Source organism: Marivita sp., assembly GCF_020055675.1.
In the GTDB taxonomy this organism is placed as follows: Bacteria; Pseudomonadota; Alphaproteobacteria; order Rhodobacterales; family Rhodobacteraceae; genus Marivita.
The window spans coordinates 110304-134006 of sequence record NZ_JAIPUS010000006.1; the positions used below are offsets into that span (position 1 = coordinate 110304).

Annotated in this window: 16 protein-coding genes; 3 read left to right on the forward strand and 13 right to left on the reverse strand. The window is 59.4% G+C overall.

What is annotated here, in order from left to right; translation table 11 throughout:
- Positions 1-221: 221 nt before the first annotated feature.
- Positions 222-1535: a methyltransferase domain-containing protein gene (locus LCF59_RS06455; RefSeq protein ID WP_292286628.1), complete on the forward strand. Its 1314-nt coding sequence runs from the start codon at positions 222-224 to the stop codon at positions 1533-1535.
- Positions 1536-1581: 46 nt separating this feature from the next.
- Here LCF59_RS06455 and LCF59_RS06460 read toward each other — a convergent pair whose 3' ends face one another.
- Positions 1582-2445, reverse strand: a complete 864-nt coding sequence (locus LCF59_RS06460; RefSeq protein ID WP_292286629.1) for a M15 family metallopeptidase — start codon at positions 2443-2445, stop codon at positions 1582-1584.
- A 264-nt stretch (positions 2446-2709) separates the two neighbouring features.
- On the opposite strand from LCF59_RS06460, the gene LCF59_RS06465 reads away from it, so the two are divergent.
- Together LCF59_RS06465 and LCF59_RS06470 are read left to right on the forward strand one after the other, a co-directional pair.
- Positions 2710-3303 (forward strand): OmpA family protein, encoded by a 594-nt coding sequence (locus LCF59_RS06465; protein ID WP_292286630.1) that lies wholly within the window; start codon positions 2710-2712, stop codon positions 3301-3303.
- 33 nt (positions 3304-3336) lie between these two features.
- On the forward strand, positions 3337-5517 hold the full coding sequence (locus tag LCF59_RS06470) for a serine/threonine protein kinase (RefSeq protein ID WP_292286631.1): 2181 nt from the start codon (positions 3337-3339) through the stop codon (positions 5515-5517).
- 18 nt (positions 5518-5535) lie between these two features.
- Here the strand turns inward: LCF59_RS06470 and LCF59_RS06475 are convergent, their stop codons facing one another.
- The 12 genes from LCF59_RS06475 to tssF all read right to left on the reverse strand — a co-directional run bounded on the left by LCF59_RS06475 (position 5536) and on the right by tssF (position 23702).
- Complete coding sequence (locus tag LCF59_RS06475; protein WP_292286632.1) at positions 5536-6261, reverse strand: protein phosphatase 2C domain-containing protein; 726 nt, start codon at positions 6259-6261, stop codon at positions 5536-5538.
- Positions 6258-6941: a type VI secretion system-associated protein TagF gene (gene tagF / locus LCF59_RS06480; protein ID WP_292286633.1), complete on the reverse strand. Its 684-nt coding sequence runs from the start codon at positions 6939-6941 to the stop codon at positions 6258-6260. Before tagF ends, LCF59_RS06475 begins: the two co-directional genes overlap by 4 nt.
- Positions 6941-10495 carry a type VI secretion system membrane subunit TssM gene (gene tssM / locus LCF59_RS06485; protein WP_292286634.1) on the reverse strand — a complete coding sequence of 1185 codons (3555 nt, stop codon included), beginning with the start codon at positions 10493-10495 and terminating at the stop codon, positions 6941-6943. The genes tagF and tssM overlap by 1 nt, the downstream gene beginning before the upstream one ends.
- Positions 10492-11934 carry a type VI secretion system protein TssL, long form gene (tssL, locus tag LCF59_RS06490; protein ID WP_292286635.1) on the reverse strand — a complete coding sequence of 481 codons (1443 nt, stop codon included), beginning with the start codon at positions 11932-11934 and terminating at the stop codon, positions 10492-10494. The genes tssM and tssL overlap by 4 nt, the downstream gene beginning before the upstream one ends.
- 14 nt (positions 11935-11948) lie before the next feature.
- The gene (gene tssK / locus LCF59_RS06495) at positions 11949-13289 is read right to left on the reverse strand and encodes a type VI secretion system baseplate subunit TssK (protein ID WP_292286636.1); all 1341 of its coding nucleotides are present in this window, start codon (positions 13287-13289) and stop codon (positions 11949-11951) included.
- Positions 13290-13325: 36 nt separating this feature from the next.
- The gene (tagH, locus tag LCF59_RS06500) at positions 13326-14759 is read right to left on the reverse strand and encodes a type VI secretion system-associated FHA domain protein TagH (protein ID WP_292286637.1); all 1434 of its coding nucleotides are present in this window, start codon (positions 14757-14759) and stop codon (positions 13326-13328) included.
- A gap of 9 nt (positions 14760-14768) precedes the next feature.
- Complete coding sequence (locus LCF59_RS06505) at positions 14769-15077, reverse strand: PAAR domain-containing protein (RefSeq protein WP_367273356.1); 309 nt, start codon at positions 15075-15077, stop codon at positions 14769-14771.
- Positions 15078-15677 carry a hypothetical protein gene (locus LCF59_RS06510; protein ID WP_292286638.1) on the reverse strand — a complete coding sequence of 200 codons (600 nt, stop codon included), beginning with the start codon at positions 15675-15677 and terminating at the stop codon, positions 15078-15080.
- A gap of 13 nt (positions 15678-15690) precedes the next feature.
- Entirely contained in the window at positions 15691-17970 is a 2280-nt protein-coding gene (locus LCF59_RS06515; protein ID WP_292286639.1) for a type VI secretion system Vgr family protein, read from the reverse strand.
- Between the two features lie 96 nt (positions 17971-18066).
- Positions 18067-20778 (reverse strand): type VI secretion system ATPase TssH, encoded by a 2712-nt coding sequence (gene tssH / locus LCF59_RS06520; RefSeq protein WP_292286640.1) that lies wholly within the window; start codon positions 20776-20778, stop codon positions 18067-18069.
- Positions 20779-20814: 36 nt separating this feature from the next.
- Positions 20815-21858 (reverse strand): type VI secretion system baseplate subunit TssG, encoded by a 1044-nt coding sequence (gene tssG / locus LCF59_RS06525; RefSeq protein WP_292286641.1) that lies wholly within the window; start codon positions 21856-21858, stop codon positions 20815-20817.
- On the reverse strand, positions 21822-23702 hold the full coding sequence (gene tssF, locus LCF59_RS06530; protein WP_292286642.1) for a type VI secretion system baseplate subunit TssF: 1881 nt from the start codon (positions 23700-23702) through the stop codon (positions 21822-21824). Before tssF ends, tssG begins: the two co-directional genes overlap by 37 nt.
- Between the last annotated feature and the right edge of the window lies 1 nt (position 23703).

Consider the following 23703-nt stretch of genomic DNA (forward strand, 5'->3'; position numbering starts at 1 on the left):
CGCGATATCGACTTTTCCCCGGATGATGCAACTGTCCACCTCGTCCGGCTGGCGGCGCGAGACGGGCGTCGGCCATCATGAACGCCGCGCCGCTCAAGGTTTCGAAATGCCCCGATTTGGGCGGCGCACTAGGCGCTGATGCGGTCCAAGCGTGAAAAACTAGATTCCCGGTTCGTTTCGCAGCAAGATAAATGGCGATTGCTCCGAAAAGGAATTTCAACATGACACTTATTCAAAACGAACAGGAACAGGACGATGACACCGGGCTCAACCTTCTGGTCGAGGATGAAAACGTTCAGTTGATCTCATCAAAGATCGAGCAGGCAAGAGAACTGGTCGATGCAAACGACCCGCAAAAAGCGATCGAACTGTGCCAGGAAATCCTTGACCTGGGAGACCTGCCCGTGCCGTTCGCAGCGAAGGCGGCAGGGGTGCTGAGGTCGCTTGGCCAGATCGAGGCCGCCGACAAGATCAAGACCGTGATCGTCGAAGAGCTTGACCGCGTACATCACAGGTTGAAAAGCCCCGAATACGCCCTTTTGCCCGCCGCCGGTGTGCTCGCGGATCTTGGGGAGGCAGAGGCCGCTGACGAATTGGGACAAAAGGCTATCGAGGCCGAGCCCGACAACCAACTCGTTGTCGCCGGGTATCTGTCTATCCTGGCCACGGTTAACCGACCGGAAAAAGCGCGGGACGTCGCAATGACCTTCCTGAAGGCGCATGATCAACCTGTGTTGCCAGCCATCCATCTGGGCATGATTCTGTCAAAAGTCGGTTTCAACGGTGCCGCGCTGGCCTGCCTGGAATACGCGAAAGCGAACTGCAAGACCAAGACCGAGACCGCAAGGGTCGAGTACCTGCTTGCGTCACATGGATCCCCAGCATCCGCCCTTGATCAGCACGGCATGGCAGTCGAGCTTTTCGACAGTTTTGCGGTGTCCTACGATCAGCAATTGAATCTGCTTGGAAACAACGGACCAAACCTGATTTTCACCACGCTGGAAAAACTTGAATTCGACAAGGCAAAGACGCGCAGGATCCTCGATGCGGGGTGTGGAACCGGGCTGTGTTCGGCATTTCTGCGCGACTATGCCTCCGAGCTGATCGGTATCGACCTGTCGATCAAGATGCTCGAAGTCGCCCGCGAAAAGGAAGGATATCACTTTTTGGCGCGCACCGATCTTTCGGTCTTGGAAACCTACCCTGAAGGCCGTTTCGACATGATCGTCTGCGCTGATGTTCTTGTCTATTTCGGAGCCCTCGACACCATTTTCTACAACTTCAACAAAACTCTGCACCCCGGCGGCTGGCTGCTTGTGACTGTCGAACACGAAGAGGATCCATCCGTCAGAACGGGCTACAAGCTTTATTCCACTGGGCGGTACAAGCATTCCGATTCCTATTTGACCGAAACGCTCAAGGATATCGGCTTTCCGAAACCGAAACTGATAACTCACGCCCGGTTGCGCAACGACATGGGCCATCCGATTAAAGGGACGGTTTTCGCGGTTCAAAAACCGGCTCTGCTGCTCTGAGGGACTGGGCCGGGGTCTGGACCCTCGGATTTTAAAGCACGCCGACCTACAACGCGCCGGCCTGGATCCACTCATCGAGTTTTTGGCGGCTGACCTCGAAATGCATGCTGTCTTCGCGTCCCCAGGAGGCCCCCCAGACCCACCCTTCCTTGCGGAAGAAATCGGCCAGAATTGTTAACCCCAACTGGGTCTTGCCATCGCCCAGCGTATCGAGCACGCCGTCGATGTTCAGGTCGACGGCCAGCCCGAAGGCATGCGTCGAAGCGCGGCCACGGGTTCCGCGAATTTGCCTGACACAGAGCGACCCGGCTGTATCGATTCGCGCGTAGAGATCGGGGTCGGTCACGCGGATTTCTTCGAAGACGCGGCGCAGGGACTCCGCTGCCGGCTTGAGCAACCGTACCCGGATCGGACCCACATCCTCGAGCACGAGTTTGCTCTTGAGCCGCGGGTTGGTCATTTCCTCGCAGCGGTTGGACAGGTTTTCGCGCGGCGGGCCGAACACCCGCGCAAGATAACTCGGCCCCGCGATGGTCAGACCCTCGTTTACCTTGCGGCGGTTGGCGATCAACACCACCTGCGCGTAAGCGTCGATGATATCGTTCTCGCCATTACGCCGAAACGTTTCGTCATCGTTGGACGGAGCCATCGTCGCGTTCTGGCTTGGCGCAGGCGCACGGGAGGCCGCCGAGGCGGTTGAGGCAACCTTTGCCAATTCCTGCGTCAGATCTTCCAACCGGATTTGCAGATCCTCGACCTGCTGGTTCAGAATCTCGATTTCGATGCGCGCCCCGGAATCGATGGCGGGACCGGCGAAATCTTCTTGCTGAAGCAGCTTGGGCACGAAGATCCAGATGATCGGCGCGAGAATGATCGCAATGCCAAGGATAATCGCCGGAAGCAGGCGCATGGGCCACACTGCCTTTCACAAAAAATTTTGTCGAATTAAACCGGATTCCGGCTTTCAAGCCAAGGATAAACCGGCATCCCGACCCAAATCGAAAGGCTCAAATCATTCTGAACCGGTCGGACCGGTCAATCGTCACGGCAGTATGCAACGGCCCCAACCGCGCGCCGCATTGTCCGGCTGGACCGGTCAAAATCATTGCCGGTGGATCGCAGCTGGGCTAGACTTTTTGCACCAACGCTTTTTCATTCGAGGACATGTATTGCTATGTCGTATATTCAATCACGTTTCGTAATAGCCGTTGCCGTAACGCTGGCGATGCCGCTTGCAACCAAAACTTATGCACAGGATGCAACCGCGGATGAAATGACCGCAGACGAGATCACCAAGGCATTCGAAAAACAAAGGACGCGCGGATTGGTGCTGGTTCCCTCCGAGTCCTCCGATCAGACCGACGCGGAAACTCCGGGGACCACTGTCACGTCGAACACCACTGCTGAGACAGGGTACAACGAAGTCGAAAAATCCGATCAAGTGAATATCAAGATCACCTTCGACTTCGACAGCGCGACATTGCGTGACGATCAGAAGCCGCAGCTTGCCACGCTGTGCCAAGTGATGCAGTCGGTCGATGTGCAACTCTTCCAGATCGTCGGTCACACCGACAGCTCGGGGTCTGCATCCTACAATGAAAACCTGTCTCTGCTGCGTGCGAAAGAGGTGAAGCGGCATCTCGTGAATGAATGCGGAATCGCAGAGACCCGGCTCGAGGCAATCGGCATGGGCGAGACTGTGCCCTTCGATCCAAACGATCCCCGCAGCGACGAGAATCGCCGGGTGGAATTCCAAGCGCTTGGTTAATGACTTCGGTCACCGTCTGAACCCGGAGTCATCATGACAGAAAGCCGACCAGGAGATCTTTTCAAGCCCGGCGACCTGGTGAACAACACGTACCGTGTCGAAGCTCTTCTGGGCCGCGGTGGGACATCCGATGTCTACCGGGCCCGTTCGGAGATCTCGGGTCGGCTTGTTGCACTGAAGGTTCTCAAATCGGAGTTTTCCTCAAACGAGGATTACCTCCTTTTGCTGACGCGCGAAGAAGCCATGCGCGAAATCCGGCACGACGCAATCGTCCGGTACTCGGAGAACCACCGCACGGCAGACGGCCATGTCTACCTTCTGATCGACTATGTCGACGGGCCGGGCATGGACAAGAAGCTCAAGGAAGGACCGATGTCCTCCGAAGACCTTCTCGTGATCTGTCGACGGGTCGCGGAAGGCCTGGAGGCTGCGCATGAGCGCAAGATTTTTCACAGGGATCTGTCGCCTGACAACATCATCCTGCGTGACAATGACCCGGCACAGGCGGTGATCATCGATTTCGGGATCGCCAAGGACACCAACCCGGGCGCGGAAACCATCGTCGGCAACGAATTCGCCGGAAAATACGCCTACGCGGCGCCCGAGCAATTGTCCGGCAAGACCGACGCCCGCACGGATATCTATTCGCTTGGTGCGTCACTGCTTGCCAACTTCCGCGGCAGGTCTCCCGATGTTGGCCGCAACCCGATGGAGGTCGTTCACAAGAAGGCCGAGGCACTCGATACCAAGGGGGTGCCCGAGCCTCTCAAGTCCATTCTGGACAAGATGACCAATCCCAATCCCGACGACCGTTTCGAAAGTGCCGCCGCCGTGCTGGCCGCTTTGGACGGCGAACCCTTCGACCCGCCCAAGCAAGACAGGCTTTCGGACGAAACCGTGATCGCGCCAATCGCAGCCGCAGCAAAAGCCGCGTCAGAGCCTGCGCCGGAGATCGTTGCCGCTGGCGAAAGATCGACACCGCCGACAGGGACAAAACCTGCGTCGGACAAAAAAAAGAGCGGCGCATTGATCCCGATGGTCATCGGTGGGGTCGTCGCGGCCGGTGTGGCCGGGGCCTTCGCCATGGGGGTGTTCACTCCGGCGCCCACCCTGCCCCTGGCGGATCCGTACCGGCTCTCTGTTGCCAAGGCCCGGGACGCCGCGCCGCGTGCCGTTGGCTTCGTGCCCAACGAGGACATGGCAACCAACCTCCGTGAACAGATCCGTGCACTGGACGGAACCTTTGATCTGACGCTTGCCAACGGTGCCATTGCCGAAAGTTGGGGCCAGGACGTTCTGGCGGTCGTCGATGCAATCGACGACATGGAAATCTGGCGCATTTCGCTGTCGGGTGATTCCGCAGAAGTGGAAGGATCAACCACGAGCAAGCCGATCTACGACCAGGTTCAGGCCGCTTTCGACGCCGGGATCATGGGCGCGCTGAACGGGGAACCGTCGCTGACACTGGATGAAATCATACTCGCGCCACAACAGCTTGATCCGATCCTGAAGACCTTTGCGGATTGCGGACCGCTGTCGCTGGCGGACCGACCCATGGCCGGCTACGGGCCGGACAGCCCGGTTATCGTGACTGGTGTCATGTCCAGCCCGCAAAGCCGCGACGCGCTCGGCAATGCGATGTCGCCGGTGGTTGGCGGGCGGCCGCTTGATCTGAATGTGGAAATTCTGAACAACACCCTGTGCCTGATCGAAAACGTGATGCCGAAAGCGCCATCAAGCGCGATCGACATGGCGTTCTACCACGGGGACAAGGGCAATACCCCGAACCCGACCGGGGAGTTCGTGGTCGGTGAAAACCCGGTCATAGACATCGACCTGCCCGCCGGCGTCACCGACGGGTATCTTTCGGTGTCGGTGCTGGATGTGTCCGGGGATGTCTACCATCTTCTGCCCAATCTGAACCGACCCGACAATTCCGTCGAGGGCCTGCGTGACGCAGAGACGGGACCGATGTCGATCCGCGTCGCCTATTCCATCGGCGAGGCGAGGGACCCGGCGTTTCGCGTCGATGACTCGACCTTGGGGAAATCCAAGATACTGGTCATTCACTCCAGTGAACCGTTGTTCAACGAGATGCGGCCGACAAGTGAATCCGCGTCGAGCTATTCCGAAGCGATCCTGACACAAGACCGAAACCCTGCCTCGCGGATCTATTCGCTGGACAGCCGCATCCTGGAAACCCTGTCACGGTAACCCGGTCGGACTTCCCGGTCAGGTCACGTCCACGACGATGAGCGTGATGTTGTCGGCCCCGCCGCCGTCGAGGGCGATCTGGATCAGTCGGTCAACCACGGTTTCGATCGGTTCCTTGTTCATCACGTCCTCGATCATCCTGAACGTGGCGTATTTGGTCAAACCGTCAGAGCATATCAGGAAACGATCGCCCGGTTCGACAGCTCCGCGGACCTTGTCGAGTTCCAGCGTGTCGCCCACGCCCACAGCGCGGGTGATGGCGTTCGCTTGCGGGTGATGCTCGGCCTCGTCCCAGGTCATCTGGCCCGATGCCACGAGGCTGGCCACCAGTGAATGATCGGCGGTCAGCATCTGGATCTCGCGGTGGCGCAGCCGGTAGATGCGACTGTCACCGGCCCAGATCCCGACGAAATGCGAATTGGCCAACATGAGGCTGGCCACGGTCGCCCCGATGGTGGGCACGCCACGGGCCGCCGCCTCTTGCCGGATCAACTCATGCGCCGTCTGGATGGCGTGCCGCAGCGCGTGCATACGATCGGTCGCCGACAGGCCGGGTTCGATCGTCGCGATCAGGTCGGTGATAAGTCGGCTTGCATAGTCACCCGCCTCATGTCCGCCCATGCCATCCGAGACGACCCAGATACTTTGCTCCGGCAGGGCGAGAACGGAATCCTCGTTGACCTTGCGCTTGAGACCGACGTGACTGCGCGCGTTGAAACGGACCTGAGGGCCAACAACATTCATGAAATGCACTCTTTCCAAAAATCGGCGGTCAGATCGAACAAACCTTGCATGGTCGATCCGACCGGCAAACCGTTGCACACCATGAGCCGTGCGTCCTCGTCCATCGTGGTGCTCCAGATTGTCGGGGTATCAAAGGACCTGGCGAGCAGCGCCGTCGACAGGGAAGCGGCGATCTGATCGGTGTCACCTGCGCGGCACACCACCGACGACCCGGCTGCGATCTGGCAGGTGGACCCGCCTTGCGCAGTCGCAAGCCGAATGTCAGACAGCTTGCTCTCCAGCGTTTGCTTGCTGATATCCTCGTCGAGCACCGACAGAGAAAGAGTTTCCAGCGCTTCAAAGATCTTGGCGTACCGGAAATGCGCCTCCAGGGCCGGGACGGACGCGGACAAGGGCCCCATCAGTGTCAGGGGAAAGCGCCGGCCGACACGGTCGACAGATGGCATCAAGACCCCCATGATCCCGCTGGGACCGGCCACCCCGGGAGACAGGCAGAAGCGCCAGATCGGCACGGACATGTAAAGCTCATCCCACCCTGAGCCATATGCGTGCGCCCCGGAGACGAGGCATCTTTGCAGCCAGTCGTCCCAGACAGAGGAAAACCCGGGTGGCGTGTTGATGCGGAGAAAATCACCGACTGACGGGATCTTCCCGAAGACTCCGAACGGGGCAGAGCGCATCAGAACGTCTTCGGGCAGTTGAACTTCGAGAGCGCCGGCAGCGCAAACGGGTTCAGGACTGATCCGGCCTGAAGTTGGAAGATCGAAATGCGGCCACCGACATTGAAGATGACGCGCTTGCGATCCTCGACATTCGTGCGCCGCACCTCGGCGGCATCCAGCAGCCGGAACCACGCCCATGGACCGTCCTTCTGAAGGGTACTTTCCACGCTTTGCGATGAAGGGGCAAAGGTGATCCGGGCCAGGCCGACACCGCCGGGCCATTCAAGCGCAACCGGCGTTGGCGCGCCGCTGCGATGAGCGAACGGCACTTGTTTGCCATGCACATCGAGAAGAACCGATTCCGCCTTCGGATCCAAAGCCTGCGGCATCATCTGGAACTGGATATTCGGCGTGCCGCCGGCAAAGAACGCCTCTCGAATCTCGGCTGCGTGTTGCAGTTGTTCGAGCACGGTCGGGCTGATGCCAAGATCAACTTCGTTCACCTGTTTCCACGACCAAGGCCGCGTGCGGGTGTCGATGTACTGAATGAGGTTTTCGGTCACGAAGCTGTCGATCAGGCCCGCCGGTCCGAAAAGCTTTTGAAAGTCGGCGATGGCAACATCTGCACGGGCACGCCGATTGAACGGATAACGGTCATTCAAAGCCTTTTCGCAGAAGGGCAGGATGTTCGACTGCCAGCTTGCATTGAGGCCGGAACGGGTATTGTCGGAGGTGATGCCCGATGATCCCGAGGCGATCTGTGTCGCCCAGCGCTCCAGCGGACCATCTGCACGCGCGGCGGCGTCTTGGAACCGACGGATCGCGGCACCACCTTCGCTGCTGGTCGACGAGCCCGAGAAACTCATCTTATTGAGTTCCTGGTAAAGCTCCGTCAGCAGGCCGATCAGTTCATCGAGGCGGGATGGCAGTCCCGGTTCGGGTGCCTGCGTCAGTTGATGCAACCACGCGAAGCGGTCTTCGACATAAGACCCGGGAGGTTTCGGCGCGGGTTCGCCCGCCGCCCTGGCCGAGTTCGACAGCGCCTCCAGCAGCATTCGCGTGCGGAAGCCTGCCCGCGTCTGCATATCGCGTTCGGCAATCGCGGTCGCCCCTTCGGCCAGCGCACCGGTCGCGCCCGAGCGATCCTCGGTCAAGCGTGTTTCTTCCGAGATCGCCTCTAGAAGGTTCACGATGGGCGAGGTCGGCCCCGAGAGCACATTCGTTACCTCGACGGCATGGCTCAGAGATTCCATCGGAATGATATCGACGTCCCCGAGAAGAGCGTCGTAAGCCGCGATATAGTCGTTGTAGTACAGATCCAGCACGTCGCGGCTGAGGGCCGCGAGCGCCTGTTCGGTCTGGTCGGCAACGCCACGCGGCCCGAGAACCCAGCTTTCCCGCTGAATCCGCTCGGCGACACCCAGCGCCTCGCCAAGGAACACATCGTTGAAGCCGTTATAGGTGAAGATTCCGTCCACGCCATCGGTCAGTGGCTTGCCAGAGGATCGGACCAGCACCCGCGACACGGCCGGACCGGCTGCGTCGGTGATCCGCCATTTCGGCAGCGCAACTGCAGCCGGGCTGTTTATGATGCCGTTATAGACGCGCTGTGCCAGCGGCATTTCCGACAGAAGTGTCTGAACCTGCTCGACCAAGGGGCCGTTCAGTTCGATCTCCTGCATGGGTTGATCGAGAAGCGCATCGAGATGCATGGCGAGATCCTGGCGGAGTTCCTCGCGGGCCGGTCCCGGGAAGGACAATTCCCAGTCAATCAACATCCATTCTTTCACCAGGTCCTGGTTCATCGGCCCTTGCAGGCCGAGCATGAGGTAGATCTTGAGCGCCTCGTAGAGAACATCGGGGTTGTTCATGTTCCCGCTGATCTGCTCTTCCAGCCGCAGCAAGAGCCGCGGCAGCAGGCGCTGGTTCATTGCGCGACGGTAGGTTTGCGCGGCCTGGGAGCCAATGACATCGCCCTGGTAGAGACCATATGTCAGGCGCCGCTCGGGCGCGGGGTCGGACAGGGTCGGGTTGGTGGGCATGTCGCGCAGCCCGTTCAGGGCTGCAACCACGGGGACAAGATCTGTGTCGCCGATGGGGCTGCCTGGCAGTGAATTGGTGGCAGAGGTGTATTCCGCGACATGCGCATTTGCCCGGGCGATAAGCTCGGTGTTGCCTTGAAAGGACCGCACGAGAAGGGCTCCGGTCCCGGTGGCCACCATGATCGTCGCGATGATCGCGGCCCATTTGGTGATCTTGTAACGCCGTTCGACCGTGTCATCTGCCGAGACGAGCCCCGCCTCGCGGAATATCACGCTCTCGAAAAGCCGCGTGAGGAAATAGGACCGACCCGCGCCCTGCCCGGTGCCGATGGCTTGTCGACCAATGCCGAAGGTGCGCGCCATGCTGAGCATCAACCTGTCAATCGGTGTGCCCTCCTGGGTGCCCGAGGTGAAATAGACCCCGCGCAGCATCTGGCGATGCTGATAGCGGTTTTCCTGAAAAACTTCGGTCAGAAACGCCTTGGCGACGCTGCGCATCGACGCGACCTGCGACGGGAAGCCCGCGACAAGCGTGCGCCGTTGAGGATCGGTTTCCGCCTGCATTCGTTCGAGCGACTGGGAATTCAAGCGCTCCAGCAGGGCCGCGAATTCCGCGTCGAACCCGGCACTCGGCGACGCTTCGGCCTTGCCTTTCTCCAGCGGAAACGTGAAGCCCCAGACCTGTTCGCGGTCTTCCTTGCCTAGATTGTCATGGAATTCGGTAAAGCCGGCAATCAGGTCGGCCTTGGTAAAAAGGACATAGACCGGGAAGCGCACACCCAGTTTGTCCCGCAGTTCGGTCAGTCGGGCGCGTATGGCGGCGGCATGGCCCTTCTGGGTCATTTCGTCCTGAAGCGCCAGATCGCTGAGACTGATTGCGATGATTGCCCCGTTGACCGGCTGACGCTTGCGATATCGTTTCAGCAGGTTGAGAAACCCCATCCAGGCCGCATTGTCGACCTGCGCGTCGCTCTCTTGCGTCGTGTAGCGTCCGGCGGTGTCGATCAGGACGGCGTTGTTGGTGAACCACCAATCGCAGTTGCGGGTTCCGCCCACTCCCCCGATGGCGGTCTTGCCGATCTCATCGGCAAGTGGGAATTGCAGGCCGGAATTGACGATCGCCGTTGTCTTTCCGGCACCCGGCGGGCCGATCATGATGTACCAGGGCAATTCGTTCAGGTGCTTGCGCCCGTTCTTGGATTTGCGCAGGGCGGACATCGCCGACTTGAGCTTGTCACGTAGTTCGGTGATCTCCTCGGTGGCGACATCGTCGCCCATGTCGACGCTTTCGGCGATCTCTTCTGTCATCGCCTTTTCGCGCCGGCGCCTGAGCAAAAAGATCGTCAGACCAATGGCCCCAAAGACCAGGGCAAACAATCCCACCAGCAGCAGTCGCGGCACGCCCCCTGCTAGCGGCCGGCTTTGGTCGGACCCGATCAGCGGCCCAAGATACCAAACGAGTACAGACAGCGCGAGCGCGGCAAAGAACAGGCCGAAATAGATGGATGTGAAGAAACGTAAAAACTTCATGATTCCCGCTCCTGAACCAGAACGACCTCGATGCGCCGGTTTTTGGCGCGCCCCTCGCGCGTGCCATTGTCGGCGATCGGTTCGGCGTCGGCACGGCCTTCGGCGCTGAGACGGGACTCGTCGTCCATGGTCGTGGCCATCGACGCCATCACCGATTTGGCCCGCGCCAGCGACAGGTGCATGTTCGACGGGAACCGCGAAGAGCGTATCGGGATATTGTCGGAGTGCCCGACGACGATGACCTGGCCCTGCTCATCGTTCAGCGCCGTCGCGACTCGCTGGATCGGATCCCGAAACCGGTCCACAAGCGTGTCAGACCCGGACCCGAACATGCCGGACCCGGTCACGCGGATGACAAGCGTGTTGCCCTTGCCGAACACGTTGACGAGTCCTTCGTCGATTTCGGGCTGCAGGAAGGCCACGACCTTTTCAAGCCGCACCTCCTTGGTATCGACAGGCGGCGGGGGTGGTGGCGGCGCGCGCCGTTCGAGTTCTGCCACCGGTCCGGCATCCACGATGGACAACTGGCCGATCAGGTTTTCCGTCCGGTTCGACAGGATATAGCTTAGACCCGCGAATTCGGACACCAGCAGGATTGCCATCGCGCCCAGCGCGATCCAGACCGGTTTCCAGGCTGACAGCGCACGATAGGGTTTGTCTATTCCCTTCCAGTTCGGGGACAGGTCACGCTCGAGCGCGCCGCGCTGGTTGCGGATCAGCGACGCGAGCCCGGATCGGATACGGGCATGTTTGTCCGGACCGCCCTGCTCGACCCTTAGACGCCCCTCGAATCCGAGCGACAGGCACATATACATGAATTCAAGAAGATCGATGTTGTTGGCGGGCTCTTTCTCTAGCCGGGCCAGGAGGTCGTAAAACCGGTCGCCGCCCACCGTCTCTCGATGGAATGTGCCGACCATGGATTGCAGACCCCAACTGGACTGTCCTCCCCAGGGCGTGTTCAACACGACGTCGTCCAGTGTCGCACAGAGCGAATAGCGTGCAGCCTTGACCGTCTGAGCCGGAATTCCCGCCTGCAAGGCGCGGTTTTCGAAGGCGCGCACCTCGGAGACGACCGAGTGGCGCAGCTTGTCTGCGTCCATGTGCTGCGCACGGTTGCGAATGCGGCTGATCAGGGAGAACAGGGGCGCCGCACAGGCATTGAGCCGGTTCAGGCCTGTCAGGACCTGTTCCTGTGCATCCTGTCGAGCTTTTGACGGATTGTCCGGGCCCGCCTGCGACGATGGGCCGGAGGGAATGCCAAATGTATCTGTGTCGGGATGCCCTGTCGACTGCGTCTCGTGCTGAGGCTGCGATGCGGCGGAGGGCGCATGGGGCGGCGATGGCGTTTGTGGGGCCATGCGGCGTCCGCCCGGATTGGGTTTGATCACCGTTCTGTCGGTGTCATCCGGTTCGGCAAACGGGTCTTCGTCAGACATCGCAGCAGCCTTTTCTAGCTATTCCGTATCGCCCACAGCTCCATGTCAAGTCCCGGGTATTGTCCTGACACATGCACGGCGATGCCACCGGATGTTGTCATCTTGCCCCAGTACGGACTGTCGGCGTCGAGTTCAAAATACACTTTTCCTGCCTGATAAGGGACCTGTCTTGGCGCGACAGGCAAGGGCCTCAGGGTAATGCCCGGCAGGGCCGAATTCACAAGTTGGCGTATCTCTTCAACGGGTCCGATCTTGGACTGGCCCGCAAAATGTCGTCTTATGTCTTCCGCCGGCATATCGGCTTTCACGGCCAGCACGAAACCCGCGGTCGAAAGCAGCTTGCGATCCGCGATGAGACCGACACTGATCCCGTACTTGCGTTCTTCCAGGTTGATGTGCACCGCAGATTGTTCAAGCACCGCGCTCAGGTATTGGCGCAATACGCGCATGACCGGAAGAAAGGTCGCCGGCTGGTCGGCGTGCGTATAAGGCGGAAGCTTGGGAACTTCCTTGTTTTCGGCCATGAAAGACGCAAGTTCGCCCACCAGCGTGACACAGGCCCGATAGACGGTTTCGGGGTGAACATTCTCGATGTTCGCGAAATGGCGAAAGATCGGCAGCGCCCGGTTGACGGTCATGAGCAGAAGGAAATCCGAGATATCCGCCGCGCCCTTGGCAGGCCCGCTTTCGGACAGGCGACCCGCAAGCGCCTGCATCCTGTGAGACAAAAGTCCCTCCAGTTCGCTGACGAACCCGGCCAGGCTCGGCGCCGCCCGAATGTCGACACAACTTGGAATGAAGGCGCGATCAAGAAGAATTTCCCTGTCGGGGCGCACCTCGATGATGCGTGCGATCGGGATTGCCAGCATGTCCGCAAGATCATCGACCTCGAGCGCGAATTGCAGGCGCAGCTTGCCAACACCGATGGTCACGCCCTTCCTGACCGCCCCCATCACATCCGTGATCTCGATCTCCGACGGGCGCAAGCGACTGGCCGAATTGCCGCTATCGCTCAGGTCGACCTCGGTCGCGCCCTGGCGTCGCTGCGGGATCGTCAGGACAACCACGCAGTCCTTGATGTTTTCGGGTACGTCCAATGACGGCGGATGATCCTCTGCCTGCGGGACGCGGAAGACCGTTCCATCCTGGGTCAGCCCGGCACAGGATTTCACCGCGAATTTCCCGATCTTGAGCGCTTCTTCATCGATCTCAAGCTCGCTGAAACCCCATGCGTAGGGGATGACACGGCGTGCCAGCCCCGCAACCAGCGCTTCGGTGTAGCGGTCAGCCTGCTGAAAATGGTGGGGCTGTAGAAACAGCCCTTCCGTCCAAAGCACTTTGTTGTCCCAGGACACTCAAGTTCCCCCGTCATTCTGCGTGCAAAGCCACGCTTATTTTAGTTTTTCGAGTTGCTCCTTGTACGCCCGAGCGAACTCTCGGCTGAACAGCTCGTGAAAATCATTTTCGGCCTGATCGGATATCTGGGCATACATCTTTTCGTATACTTCCCAGTATCGGGCCTTTTTTCCTTTAAACATACTTCCAATCGCGGTGGATGTCTCAATCTGACCCGACAAGACCTGCGGATCAAGCTTGGCGAGCACTCCTTTGATCGCCGCCTCCATACCGGTGACCATGGCGATTTCATGTGCCTTGATGTCATCGAGCGCCTGTTCGACTGCCGATTCAGGACTCAGGTAGCCTTTTGCCTTGGGTTTCACCAAGGCGATTACCGCATCATCCTCGCTCAGCGCGAACTTGAGCGGGTTGTTTCCGCCCGAACTGATCATTGTCTGGTCAATGCGAAATTCCGATTTGATCGAGGTGCGGGTCATCAGAACCTCGCGCAGGCCCACGATCATCATGCGCAGCACACGGCCCATACGCGCCATCGCGCGTTCCAAATCGGCATCCTCGATGACAAGATCTTCAGCATCGAGCGCCGCGATGAACGCCCGTGCCGCCGACTGGTCGCCGCCCTGTGCGGGAAGCTCGGTCTGCTCGGCTCCTTTTACCGCTGCGGGCGGCGGTGCGGGTTCCGAGTCTTGGGACCTGTTTTCGCGGTCGACCGCAGCGGGCGCTGCCGGTACATCCGGTATCTCGGGCATGTCGCCGGGCGGGGGCGCCCCGCTTTCGGCGTCATCGGGTTCAAGCAAGTCGTCCCAGTCGTCGGGGATAAGTCTGGCCGATGGTGTATAGCTGTCCGTCACCGACGGGTTGTGCATCGGAACGGATGCACCTTCCCCCTCGCGGCCGTCTTTCGGTTGCTTGAAGAACTCGTCTTCGTCTTCACCGAGCGGTGGCAGAAGATCGTCTATCGGATCAGAGGCCTCGACGTTTTTGGGACCGGTAGGTCCCCCTTCAGAGCCAAGCAGGTCATCCAGAAAATCGCCATCCGGGTTCGGATCATCCAGCATCGCCAGAGGATCGGGCGACTGATCGGCCCTCCCGTGGGAAATGCCGCTCTGGTTTGGCGGCGGCGGTGCCAGATCATCGATATCCGGCAGTTCCTGTCCAATCTCGATGACCAGCTCGTACCCGCCGGCCGATAACACATCGCCATTGTTCAGTGTCGTCGGTGTCCGGCCGAGCGGCGCCTTGGAATAATTCAGGAACGTTCCATTGGTGGAGAAATCGACGATCACGATCTTCCCGTTGTGGTCCTCGATCACAAAATGGTTTTTCGACAGCATCCGGTCCGGGTCCGGGAGAACCAGATCGTTTCCCGGTCCCCGGCCGACGGTCAGGCTGCCGCCCTTCATCGGAACCGGACGACCGTCGCCCGGCACCATGCCCGATGATTGGAACCTTAAAGTCACCGTCATCACGCGCGGTCAGCCTCCTACAAGCACGGTGAATTCACCTTTCAAGATCACGCCGCCGCAGGCAACAGTGTCTCCTACCCGGGCTGCGGGTATCTTGCTGATCAAGACCGACATCGACCCCTTCAAGATCGGATGCGGAAAGGCCGGGTTGCACAAGTCCGTCATCCGCGCCGCCGGAAGTTTACCGACAAGCACGGTCGCGCAACACGGCGGAATGATCGGGAGCGGCACCGGAACCGGCACGGGCGGGGCCGGCGGCGGACCGGGCGTAAAGCATGTATGAAGATCCAGCATTCTGGCTTGTGGCATTCCCGGCATCTAGACACCCTCTTGCTTGTCATGGCGCTTTCCATTGCCACCGCGCCCGATATCCAGCGCGCGGGCGATCAGCATCTCGAGGTGATGCTCGAAAGTGTCGGCCGTGTCGGCAAGCGATTTCATGTTCATGCACAACACCGATGCCGAAACCGCATTGTGCGGCGCCCCCGCGTTGGCAAGTTCGCCCTCGCCCAAACTCCCCTCGGCATAGGCGGCCGCCATCGCACAATACACGGTATCGTCGTCGATATCGGCCAGTTCCATCGCCTGGCGCGCGGCCTCGCGGTTCTCGGCATCGGGCTTGAACACCCAGCGCTCAGCCGCGGCCAGCGGTACCGGCGGCTGATGGCTGTCATGCCCGACCAGGTCGCGTGCGGCCAGACAGCTCCACCAAACCGCCTCTCGCGGCGGCAGCGCGACAGCCAGCATATGCAGCATATCCAGAAACTCTCCGTCTTCCTGCAATGCCTGAAGCATCTGCGGAACCGAGGCGCTGGCCGGAAGCGCGGGCTGCGACCGGAGCTTCGCATTACCCATGGCAAGCATCCGCGCCGCAGGCTCGTCCGCTATCTTCTTTAGGTCATCGAACCGGAATTCCATACCGCGTGCGTCCTCAATTGATCATGGTTAAGCCGCCCTTGAGGATCAGCGATCCACCACCCTTCACTTCTGTCATGGTGTAGCCTTTGATCTGGATCATCGGCCCCTCGATTGCGATGCCAGAGGGCGAAAGCTCGATCGAGCTGCTTCCCACCTTCAGGACGATCTTCTTCATCGCCGAAATATCGATCTGGCCCAGCTTGGCCTCGATCGTGATATCGCCCTGCTCGACCTTGGTGGTCATGTCCTTGGTCACGGTCTTGGTGTTTTTGCCCTTGATCGTCTGGATGTAATCGTCGTCCACTGTCTGCTTGTGGTTGCGCTTGATTTCCTGCGTGTAATCGACACCCACCAGGTGATCATGGGCCAACCCGATGGTCTGCGCGAACTTTCCCAACACGTTGTGATCATGCTTGGCCCCGATAAACTGGCTGTGGTCCAGGGTGACAACATGCCCGTGGGCGCCTTCGATCGTCTCGTTGAACTTGTTGTCCGCCGCCGCGCTCATCAGGCCATCATAGGCCATTTTCAGCGCACCAGCCAAGGACGGGCTGGCCCCGAACCGCAGCTGCGAAATCAGTTTGGACGCGCTCGACATCATGTCGGAATGCGCGGTCTTGTTGCCGATCTGCAGGTTGTAGCTTTCCCCGACCGTCTGCTTCTTGTGCTTGAACGTCGTCTCGGTCTGGTCGTTGTTGACGATATGCTCGAAGTCCTTCTCGGCCTGAACGCGGACAAGCTCTTCGCCCTTCTTGTCCTCGAACATCAGCTCGTTGAACCCCCCACCTTCTTTCGAGCTGTTCGTCTTGATGCCTGACTGGGTCTTGTCTGCGGGCAAGTCATACGGAGGCCTGTTTTTGTCGTTATACAGCATACCGATGCAAATGGGCCGGTCCGGATCACCCTCCTCGAAACTGATCACGACCTCCTGTCCGATGCGCGGAATCGCGATGGCCCCCCAGTTCTTGCCGGTCCAGGGCATCATTGTGCGCACCCAGCAAGTCGACCTATCGTCGTTCTGGCCGTCCCTGTCCCAGTGGAACTGCACCCTGATACGCCCATATTGATCCGTGTAAATTTCTTCTCCTTCCGGACCCGTCACCACCGCAGTGTGGATGCCGCCTACTTTTGGCCAGGCGGTTTTCAATGGCGCGCGGTACTGTATCCTGGAGTCGACAACGCGGAATTTAACCTCGTGCGGTTCATCCGGATTCAAACTGAAATCGATATCTTTGGCCATATCCGCGCTTTCAGTGAAGTCGGCTCTGCCAAACATGTCGATCTGGACCAGTTTGTGTTCACACTCGATCAACATCACATCTTTCGGATCCTTTTCCCGAGGAAGTTTGGAAATCGAGAAAGTATAACCAACGGCAAGATTGATCGCATCCGAAATACCGGAGACCAGATGGTGAGTGACCGATTCCGCGTCCATTCGGACGCGTGCGAAATAATCCCCGATTCCGGAGTCACGAAAATGCCCCGGATAGTCATAGCGTTCATACACGTCTTTCCGGGATCCTGCCTGGACATTCTCGCTTGCGGAGGTTAGATCGGCATGCGGCTTTTTGAAATTGTAATCGTTCAGAACAACCTTCGCGCTTCGAACCGTTTCCGCAGCACTCCACTGCATGACATAGGGCATCGAGGTCTCAAGGTTGGACTTCATCGAATATTCGCGATATTCAAGCGACGAAGGCTCTGCAATCGCTTCATGTTTGCCGCAATCATCGATCAGGACAAGTTTCTCGGTCCATTTTGAATGATCGAAATAATAATATATCCCCTCTTCCTCCATCAACCGATGCAGAAAATCGAGATCGGTCTCGCGATATTGCACGCAGTAGTCCCGCGAAGGATACGTATGCGAGAGCTTGAGGTCCAGGTCAGCGTTTAGGCCATATTTGCCAATAACCGATTGAATAATATCGACAACGGAGAGCCCCTGAAAGATTCGCAGGTCCGTGCGCCGCGTGAGAAACCAGAGCCAGGGCCGGATGATGGCGCGGAACTGTCCACCGTCAATCCGATCAGCCATGAATTCGGCTGATATACAGGTCCCGCGAAACCATCGTTGAGCTGCCTTGTCTTCGCTTTCGCAAACGAGATGCATCTTTTTCCCGACGATGCTTTCGAGATCCAGTTTCTTGTTTGCACAGAAAAAGTGAACCTCAATTGTCGGGATTTCGCTGATACGCTCATGCACGCGCGCGGCTATTGGCAGAAGCTTCTTGTGCTCGCATCCACCCTCGAGCCGCAAAGGGAATTTCGAAGGATCGAGATTCTTCAGCATGTCTGCCGTTCCTTCAGATTACTTTGAGAGTAAGTCAATAAAAGTTTCCAACCGAAATTCAGTTCTGCCCGCTCGTGGCTCTGCGGTCGTTTGGTTTCAGTCAAACTCATAGGTGAAGTCTCCATCGGACACGTCTATCGCCACCTTACTGACGGTTTTCCCTTCCATCATGCGCTTGAGGAATTCTGACGAAATATCCGGTAACATCGTGTTGGTGACGATGGCGTCAATCATTCGGCCACCGGATTCGAGTTCCTGGCAGCGTGACACGATCGTTTCGACCACAGCGTCGGAATATTCGAACGGTACGCCATGCGCGTCGTTCACACGCGCCTTGATCCGATCAAGCTGCAGTCGCGTGATTTCCCCGATCATCTCGGAGCTCAGCGGATAATAGGGAATGGTCACGAGGCGCCCCAGTAGGGCCGCCGGGAAGATCTTGAGAAGCGGGTCGCGAAGCGCTTTGGCAATGCCTTCGGGTTCAGGCATCAGGTCGGGGTCCGAACACATATCCATGATCAAGTCAGACCCGGCATTCGACGTCAGAAGGATCAGCGTGTTCTTGAAGTCGATCACACGGCCTTCACCATCTTCCATGACGCCCTTGTCGAAGACCTGGAAAAACACCTCGTGGACGTCCGGATGCGCCTTTTCCACCTCGTCAAGAAGAACGACGGAATAGGGCTTGCGCCGGACCGCCTCGGTCAGAACACCCCCTTCACCATAGCCGACATAGCCGGGCGGCGCGCCTTTCAGGCTGCTGACGGTATGCGCCTCCTGGTATTCGGACATGTTGATCGTGATCACGTTCTGTTCACCGCCGTACAGTACCTCGGCGAGCGCCAGCGCCGTTTCCGTCTTGCCGACCCCGCTTGTGCCGGCCAGCAGGAACACACCGATGGGTTTGTTCGGGTTGTCCAGCGCGGCGCGGCTGGTCTGGATGCGCTTGGCGATCATCTCCATCGCGTGGTCCTGACCGATCACCCGCTTGGCAAGGTGGTCCTTCAGGTTCAGGACTGTCTGCAACTCGTCGCTCATCATCCGGCCGACGGGAATACCCGTCCAGTCGCCGACCACGCTGGCGACCGCCTGTTCGTCCACGATGGGCAGGATCAGAGGATTTTCCCCCTGCAACTCGGTCAGTTCCGCATTCTTGACCTTGAGTTGACTCAGCAGGTCGGCGCGCTCTTGTGCCGTCATCGGGCTTGCTTGTGCCGCCTCTTCGCCGCCCGCCTCGGGGCTGTCGACGGGCGCGCCACCCTCGCGCAGCTTTGCGCGCAGATCCAGAATGTCGGTGACAACCGTCTTCTCGGCTTGCCAGCGATTGTCGAGCTCTTCGAGCCGCGCCTCTTCCTCTTGCTTGAGCGCGGTGATCGCTGCACGACGGTCATCGACATCCATGCCCGCGGTCTCATCGCGCCCGATGATGTCCAGTTCGGTCGTCAGCGCATCGATCCGTTTGCGACTGTCATCCACCTCGGCCGGAACAGCATGCTGGCTGACAGCGACACGGGCGCAGGCGGTGTCGAGCACGCTAACTGATTTGTCGGGCAATTGGCGGGCCGGGATATAGCGTGCCGATAACGTGACGGCTGCTTCAATGCCTTCGTCAAGCACCTGCACCTTGTGGTGATTTTCGAGCATCGACGCGATGCCACGCATCATCATCACGGCCTTGGGTATGCTGGGCTCATCGACCTGCACCACCTGGAAACGCCGCGTCAGCGCCGGGTCTTTCTCAATGTGCTTCTTGTACTCGGCCCAGGTCGTCGCGCCTATGGTTCTCAGTGTCCCACGCGCCAGCGCCGGTTTCAGCAGGTTGGCCGCGTCCCCGGTTCCGGCAGCGCCACCGGCACCGACAAGCGTGTGCGTTTCATCAACGAACATGACGATCGGAACCGTCGATGCCTGCACCTCGTCGATGACCTGGCGGAGCCGGTTTTCAAACTCCCCCTTCATCGATGCCCCCGCCTGGAGCAGTCCGACGTCAAGCGCCAAAAGACGGGTTTCCCGCAGTGCCGGCGGGACATCGCCGCGCGCGATCCGAAGCGCAAAGCCTTCGACGACAGCGGTTTTCCCGACCCCGGCTTCTCCGGTCAGGATCGGATTGTTCTGGCGCCGGCGCATGAGAACATCGACGATCTGCCGGATCTCTTCGTCCCGGCCGACGATAGGGTCGATTTCACTATTATGGGCCTGTTCCGTGAGGTCGGTGCAGTATTGCGACAACGCCTCTTGCTTGCCCATCGCCCCGGGAGCCACCGCGCCCGACGCTTCGCCGGGCACAGCCCCACCGCCGGTTTGCGACCCGTCCTGCGGGCGCAGGCTGTCCTCGGAGGACCCATCGACCACCTTGGCAAAATTATCGGACAGATCGTCAGCGCCGATCTTCGAAAACTGCTCGGAGATATTCATCAGGATCGCCCGGAGCTCCGGGGACTTGAGCATGCCGAGAATCAAGTGGCCGGTCCGCACCTGATTGGAATTGTAGAGCAGCGATCCATAGACCCAGGCCCGCTCCATCGCATTCTGAAGATGGGAACTGAGATCCGAGATCGAGCTTGCGCCGCGCGGCAGCGCATCGAGCGCGCGGGTCATGTCCGCCGAAAGCTTGGCCGGGTCGATCTCGTAATGTTGAATGATCCTTTGAATGTCGGAATTGTCCAGTTGGACGAGCTGCGCCAGCCAGTGGACAATTTCGACATAGGGATTGCCCCGCATCTTGCAGAACACCGTGGCGCCTTCGATTGCCTGATACCCAACCTTGTTGAGCTTCCCGAACAGGGCGACACGGCTTATCTCGGTCATTTCGATCTCCTTCGCTCACGTGCGACAAGGTTTTTCCTAGGCCGCGAGGCCGTCTTCAAATGCAGTATCGGTCAATGGTGTCAGGAACAGGTCCGCCACCTCGTCGGGGTGATCCTCGGAACCGATCCAGCTTGTCAGCCCCAGTTGTGTGCTTTGTCCAAGCTGCGCCTGTGGCACATCTTTTCCAACAAGCATTAGGTTCAGATCCCAATCGAGGTGGTCGCCAACGTAATTTCGAACGATCGCCCGCAATCTTCTCAAAGCCGGGGTACCCGGCAGGAACCGCTGGTAGTCTTCCAATGACAGCGGGCCGACACGAAGCCTGAATTTGGACGAACTGGACCAAACCCGGTCCCCGACGCATGTTGCAAACCCCAGCCCGGATACCCCTCCGAGCTGCCAACGGTCATCCGGTTCGAGGTTCAGCCAGTCACCGACGAATTCCTCCAGGGTCACGGGCGCCGCGAAAAAACCGCCAAGCAAGGCAATAAGGCCCTCCCCGTTCTTGGGAGCTGCCGACAGAACACCTGCATATTGCAGCTTTGCAAGATCCGGCATGGCGTCCCTGTCGCGCAAATGCGTCCCGAAATACCCGGCAAGCGCGCCGATCTTCATCTCGGTTTCCGTTTTTTCACCACGGTCGAAGGCCGCCGCCGGTTCACCTCTCATCCAGGCGCGATACAGCAAGCTCGTCACGCGATGCGTCAGCATATCGGCAAAGGCAATGAAGGTCGGGTCGTGATGATTGATCTTCCGGCTGCGCGCGTATTCCGTCAGGTGAAGCGGCAATGGTCCGTGCGGACCGAAGAGACCGAAGAACAGGTTCGTCAGTTTGGCCGGAGCATCCGCGGTTTGGTGTTCGAATCCGGTTACCGTGGACTTGGGGAAGGCAAGGTCCGGTTCCTGACCGAAACGCACCTTTTCCTGCCCCGGACGTCGGGCCGTTCCAAGACGGGGGCTTTGATCGAAATGCGCCTCGAGGACGCGCATCGCGAAAAAGATATGATGGGATTTTGGATCGCGGACCAACCGTTCAAAATGGGTCAGATCACGCGATTCACCCCCAGTGCCGGTGACCATCGTGCAATCTCTCCACGTTGTTGCGTTTTCAGAGTTGTTTCCGTGAAACTGTTTATCGTCGAATACTTGCGAAAGAAGCGTTCAAGCACAGAGCCCAGCGTGAATATCGAGCTGCCTTCGAACAGGCTCTCGTCGAACTCGATGGAAATCTCCAGCCCGCGCACGGCCGTGGACAGGACGCCATCGTGAATGCGCCGCACGATGGGGCGTGTCGTGACCGCGACAATTCCCTCTAGTTGCCGCTCCAGCGCGTTGTCCCCAACTGGCGTATAAAGGCCAACCAATTCGCGCAAGGCCGCCGCCCCTCCGCCCGGAGCGTCCGTTTCGTCTGCAATCGACAGGTAATTCAGACTCAGGTGACTGACCGCGCGCCACGCCGCCTCGCCCTGCGCCATACAGGTGCGCGGTTTGGTCGGCCCGATCAGCGTGCGGATCTTCGAAACCGGTCCGCCATCCGGCAGATGGAACACGTTGTCGACACCTGTTGGCAGCAACATCGGAAGATCGCGGTTCGTCACCATGGCCTCGACCGCCAGTTGGCTCAGATCATCGGGATACGGCGCCTGATTGGCATCGACGATCGACAAATAGCTTTCCGATCCCAGGTAATTGGTGCGCATGCCGCGCAAGGCCTCGCCCTCGCTGCGCTGCCGCAAATGGCGCTTGTGCGTGTAATATGCCGCACCGCCCCCTCCCGCAGCGGTAAATTCGTCGGACGAGTAGAAGGCCTTCAAGGGAAGGTCGTCCTGGCCTTCCTTGCGAATTCCGCTGACCTTCGTGATCGCGAAAATCTCGAAATCCTTGGGCGCCGTGCGATCTGCGACAACATGATGTTCGGTCACTCTATGCGTGATCGGCACCCTGTCGCAGCGCTTGGCGAAAAGATTGATGGCCGGAACGCAATGCAGCTTGAAAGCCTCTGGCGTCACGTTGGGTGCGATGTCTGACCGGTTGTCGCGCAACAGGACATACAGATCGACGCTATCTCCGGTCGCACGCGACAAGGGCGCGCGCAGGCCCGACATCTCGACGAAAAGATTGCGCTCGGGCATCGCGAAGTATTCCTGCAAGAGGCGATACCCGTCGAACGAGGGGCGCGGCGTCGGCAACAATGCTTCTTCCGGGGCAAGGCCTCTTGGTCGCACCGGATCCTTGAGCGGCATCGACCATTCATCGCGGCGATCGACCGACCGCGCGACAACCGTCGCCGGCTTGGCGCAGAGCATTTCGAACATGGTCCAGCTTGCGCTTACCTGGGCGCCCAGAAAGACCGTCAGCTTGTCCAGGGGAAGATCCTTGATCGGCGCACCGCCATGCCGCGTAAGGCGCAGCCGCACCGCCGCCCGCGCCGATGGATCCTTGGCGACACCTGCCGCCACCAAGGCACCGCGGCCATCGATATACTCTGCCTCGGATACGGTGACAGGCCAAAGCTCCAGGTCATGCGCCGTCCTGAATTGGCAGCTTTTCTGCGCGCCGGGAACGGGCTTTGATCTCAGAACCGTCTGGCGCGGCAAGGTGAACCCGTCAGCCACATCGGCGTTTTCCATGTCCGGCGTCAATTCGGCAATCATCATCGACGGGGTCGGAGCCAGGAAATGCGGGAAAACAACATCGAGCAGATGACTGGTGAAGGCTGGGTATTGAAGCTCCAATTCAAGCTGAACCCGCGCCGTCAGAAAGGCCGTGCCTTCCAGAAGCCGCTCGACATAGGGGTCAAGGATCTCGAGTCCGTCCATCCCGAGCCGCGCCGCGATCTTTGGGTAGCTTTGGGCGAATTCGGCCCCCATCTCGCGGAGAAAGGCCAGTTCCGTTTCATAATGCTTCAGCAGTCGGGTATCCAAA

Coding starts and splice junctions, on each gene's coding strand:
- LCF59_RS06455 (WP_292286628.1), top strand. CDS start 222: ATGACACTTATTCAAAACGAACAGGAACAGGACGATGACACCGGGCTC.
- LCF59_RS06460 (WP_292286629.1), bottom strand. CDS start 2,445: ATGCGCCTGCTTCCGGCGATTATCCTTGGCATTGCGATCATTCTCGCG.
- LCF59_RS06465 (WP_292286630.1), top strand. CDS start 2,710: ATGTCGTATATTCAATCACGTTTCGTAATAGCCGTTGCCGTAACGCTG.
- LCF59_RS06470 (WP_292286631.1), top strand. CDS start 3,337: ATGACAGAAAGCCGACCAGGAGATCTTTTCAAGCCCGGCGACCTGGTG.
- LCF59_RS06475 (WP_292286632.1), bottom strand. CDS start 6,261: ATGAATGTTGTTGGCCCTCAGGTCCGTTTCAACGCGCGCAGTCACGTC.
- tagF (WP_292286633.1), bottom strand. CDS start 6,941: ATGCGCTCTGCCCCGTTCGGAGTCTTCGGGAAGATCCCGTCAGTCGGT.
- tssM (WP_292286634.1), bottom strand. CDS start 10,495: ATGAAGTTTTTACGTTTCTTCACATCCATCTATTTCGGCCTGTTCTTT.
- tssL (WP_292286635.1), bottom strand. CDS start 11,934: ATGTCTGACGAAGACCCGTTTGCCGAACCGGATGACACCGACAGAACG.
- tagH (WP_292286637.1), bottom strand. CDS start 14,759: ATGACGGTGACTTTAAGGTTCCAATCATCGGGCATGGTGCCGGGCGAC.
- LCF59_RS06505 (WP_367273356.1), bottom strand. CDS start 15,077: ATGCCGGGAATGCCACAAGCCAGAATGCTGGATCTTCATACATGCTTT.
- LCF59_RS06510 (WP_292286638.1), bottom strand. CDS start 15,677: ATGGAATTCCGGTTCGATGACCTAAAGAAGATAGCGGACGAGCCTGCG.
- LCF59_RS06515 (WP_292286639.1), bottom strand. CDS start 17,970: ATGCTGAAGAATCTCGATCCTTCGAAATTCCCTTTGCGGCTCGAGGGT.
- tssH (WP_292286640.1), bottom strand. CDS start 20,778: ATGACCGAGATAAGCCGTGTCGCCCTGTTCGGGAAGCTCAACAAGGTT.
- tssG (WP_292286641.1), bottom strand. CDS start 21,858: ATGGTCACCGGCACTGGGGGTGAATCGCGTGATCTGACCCATTTTGAA.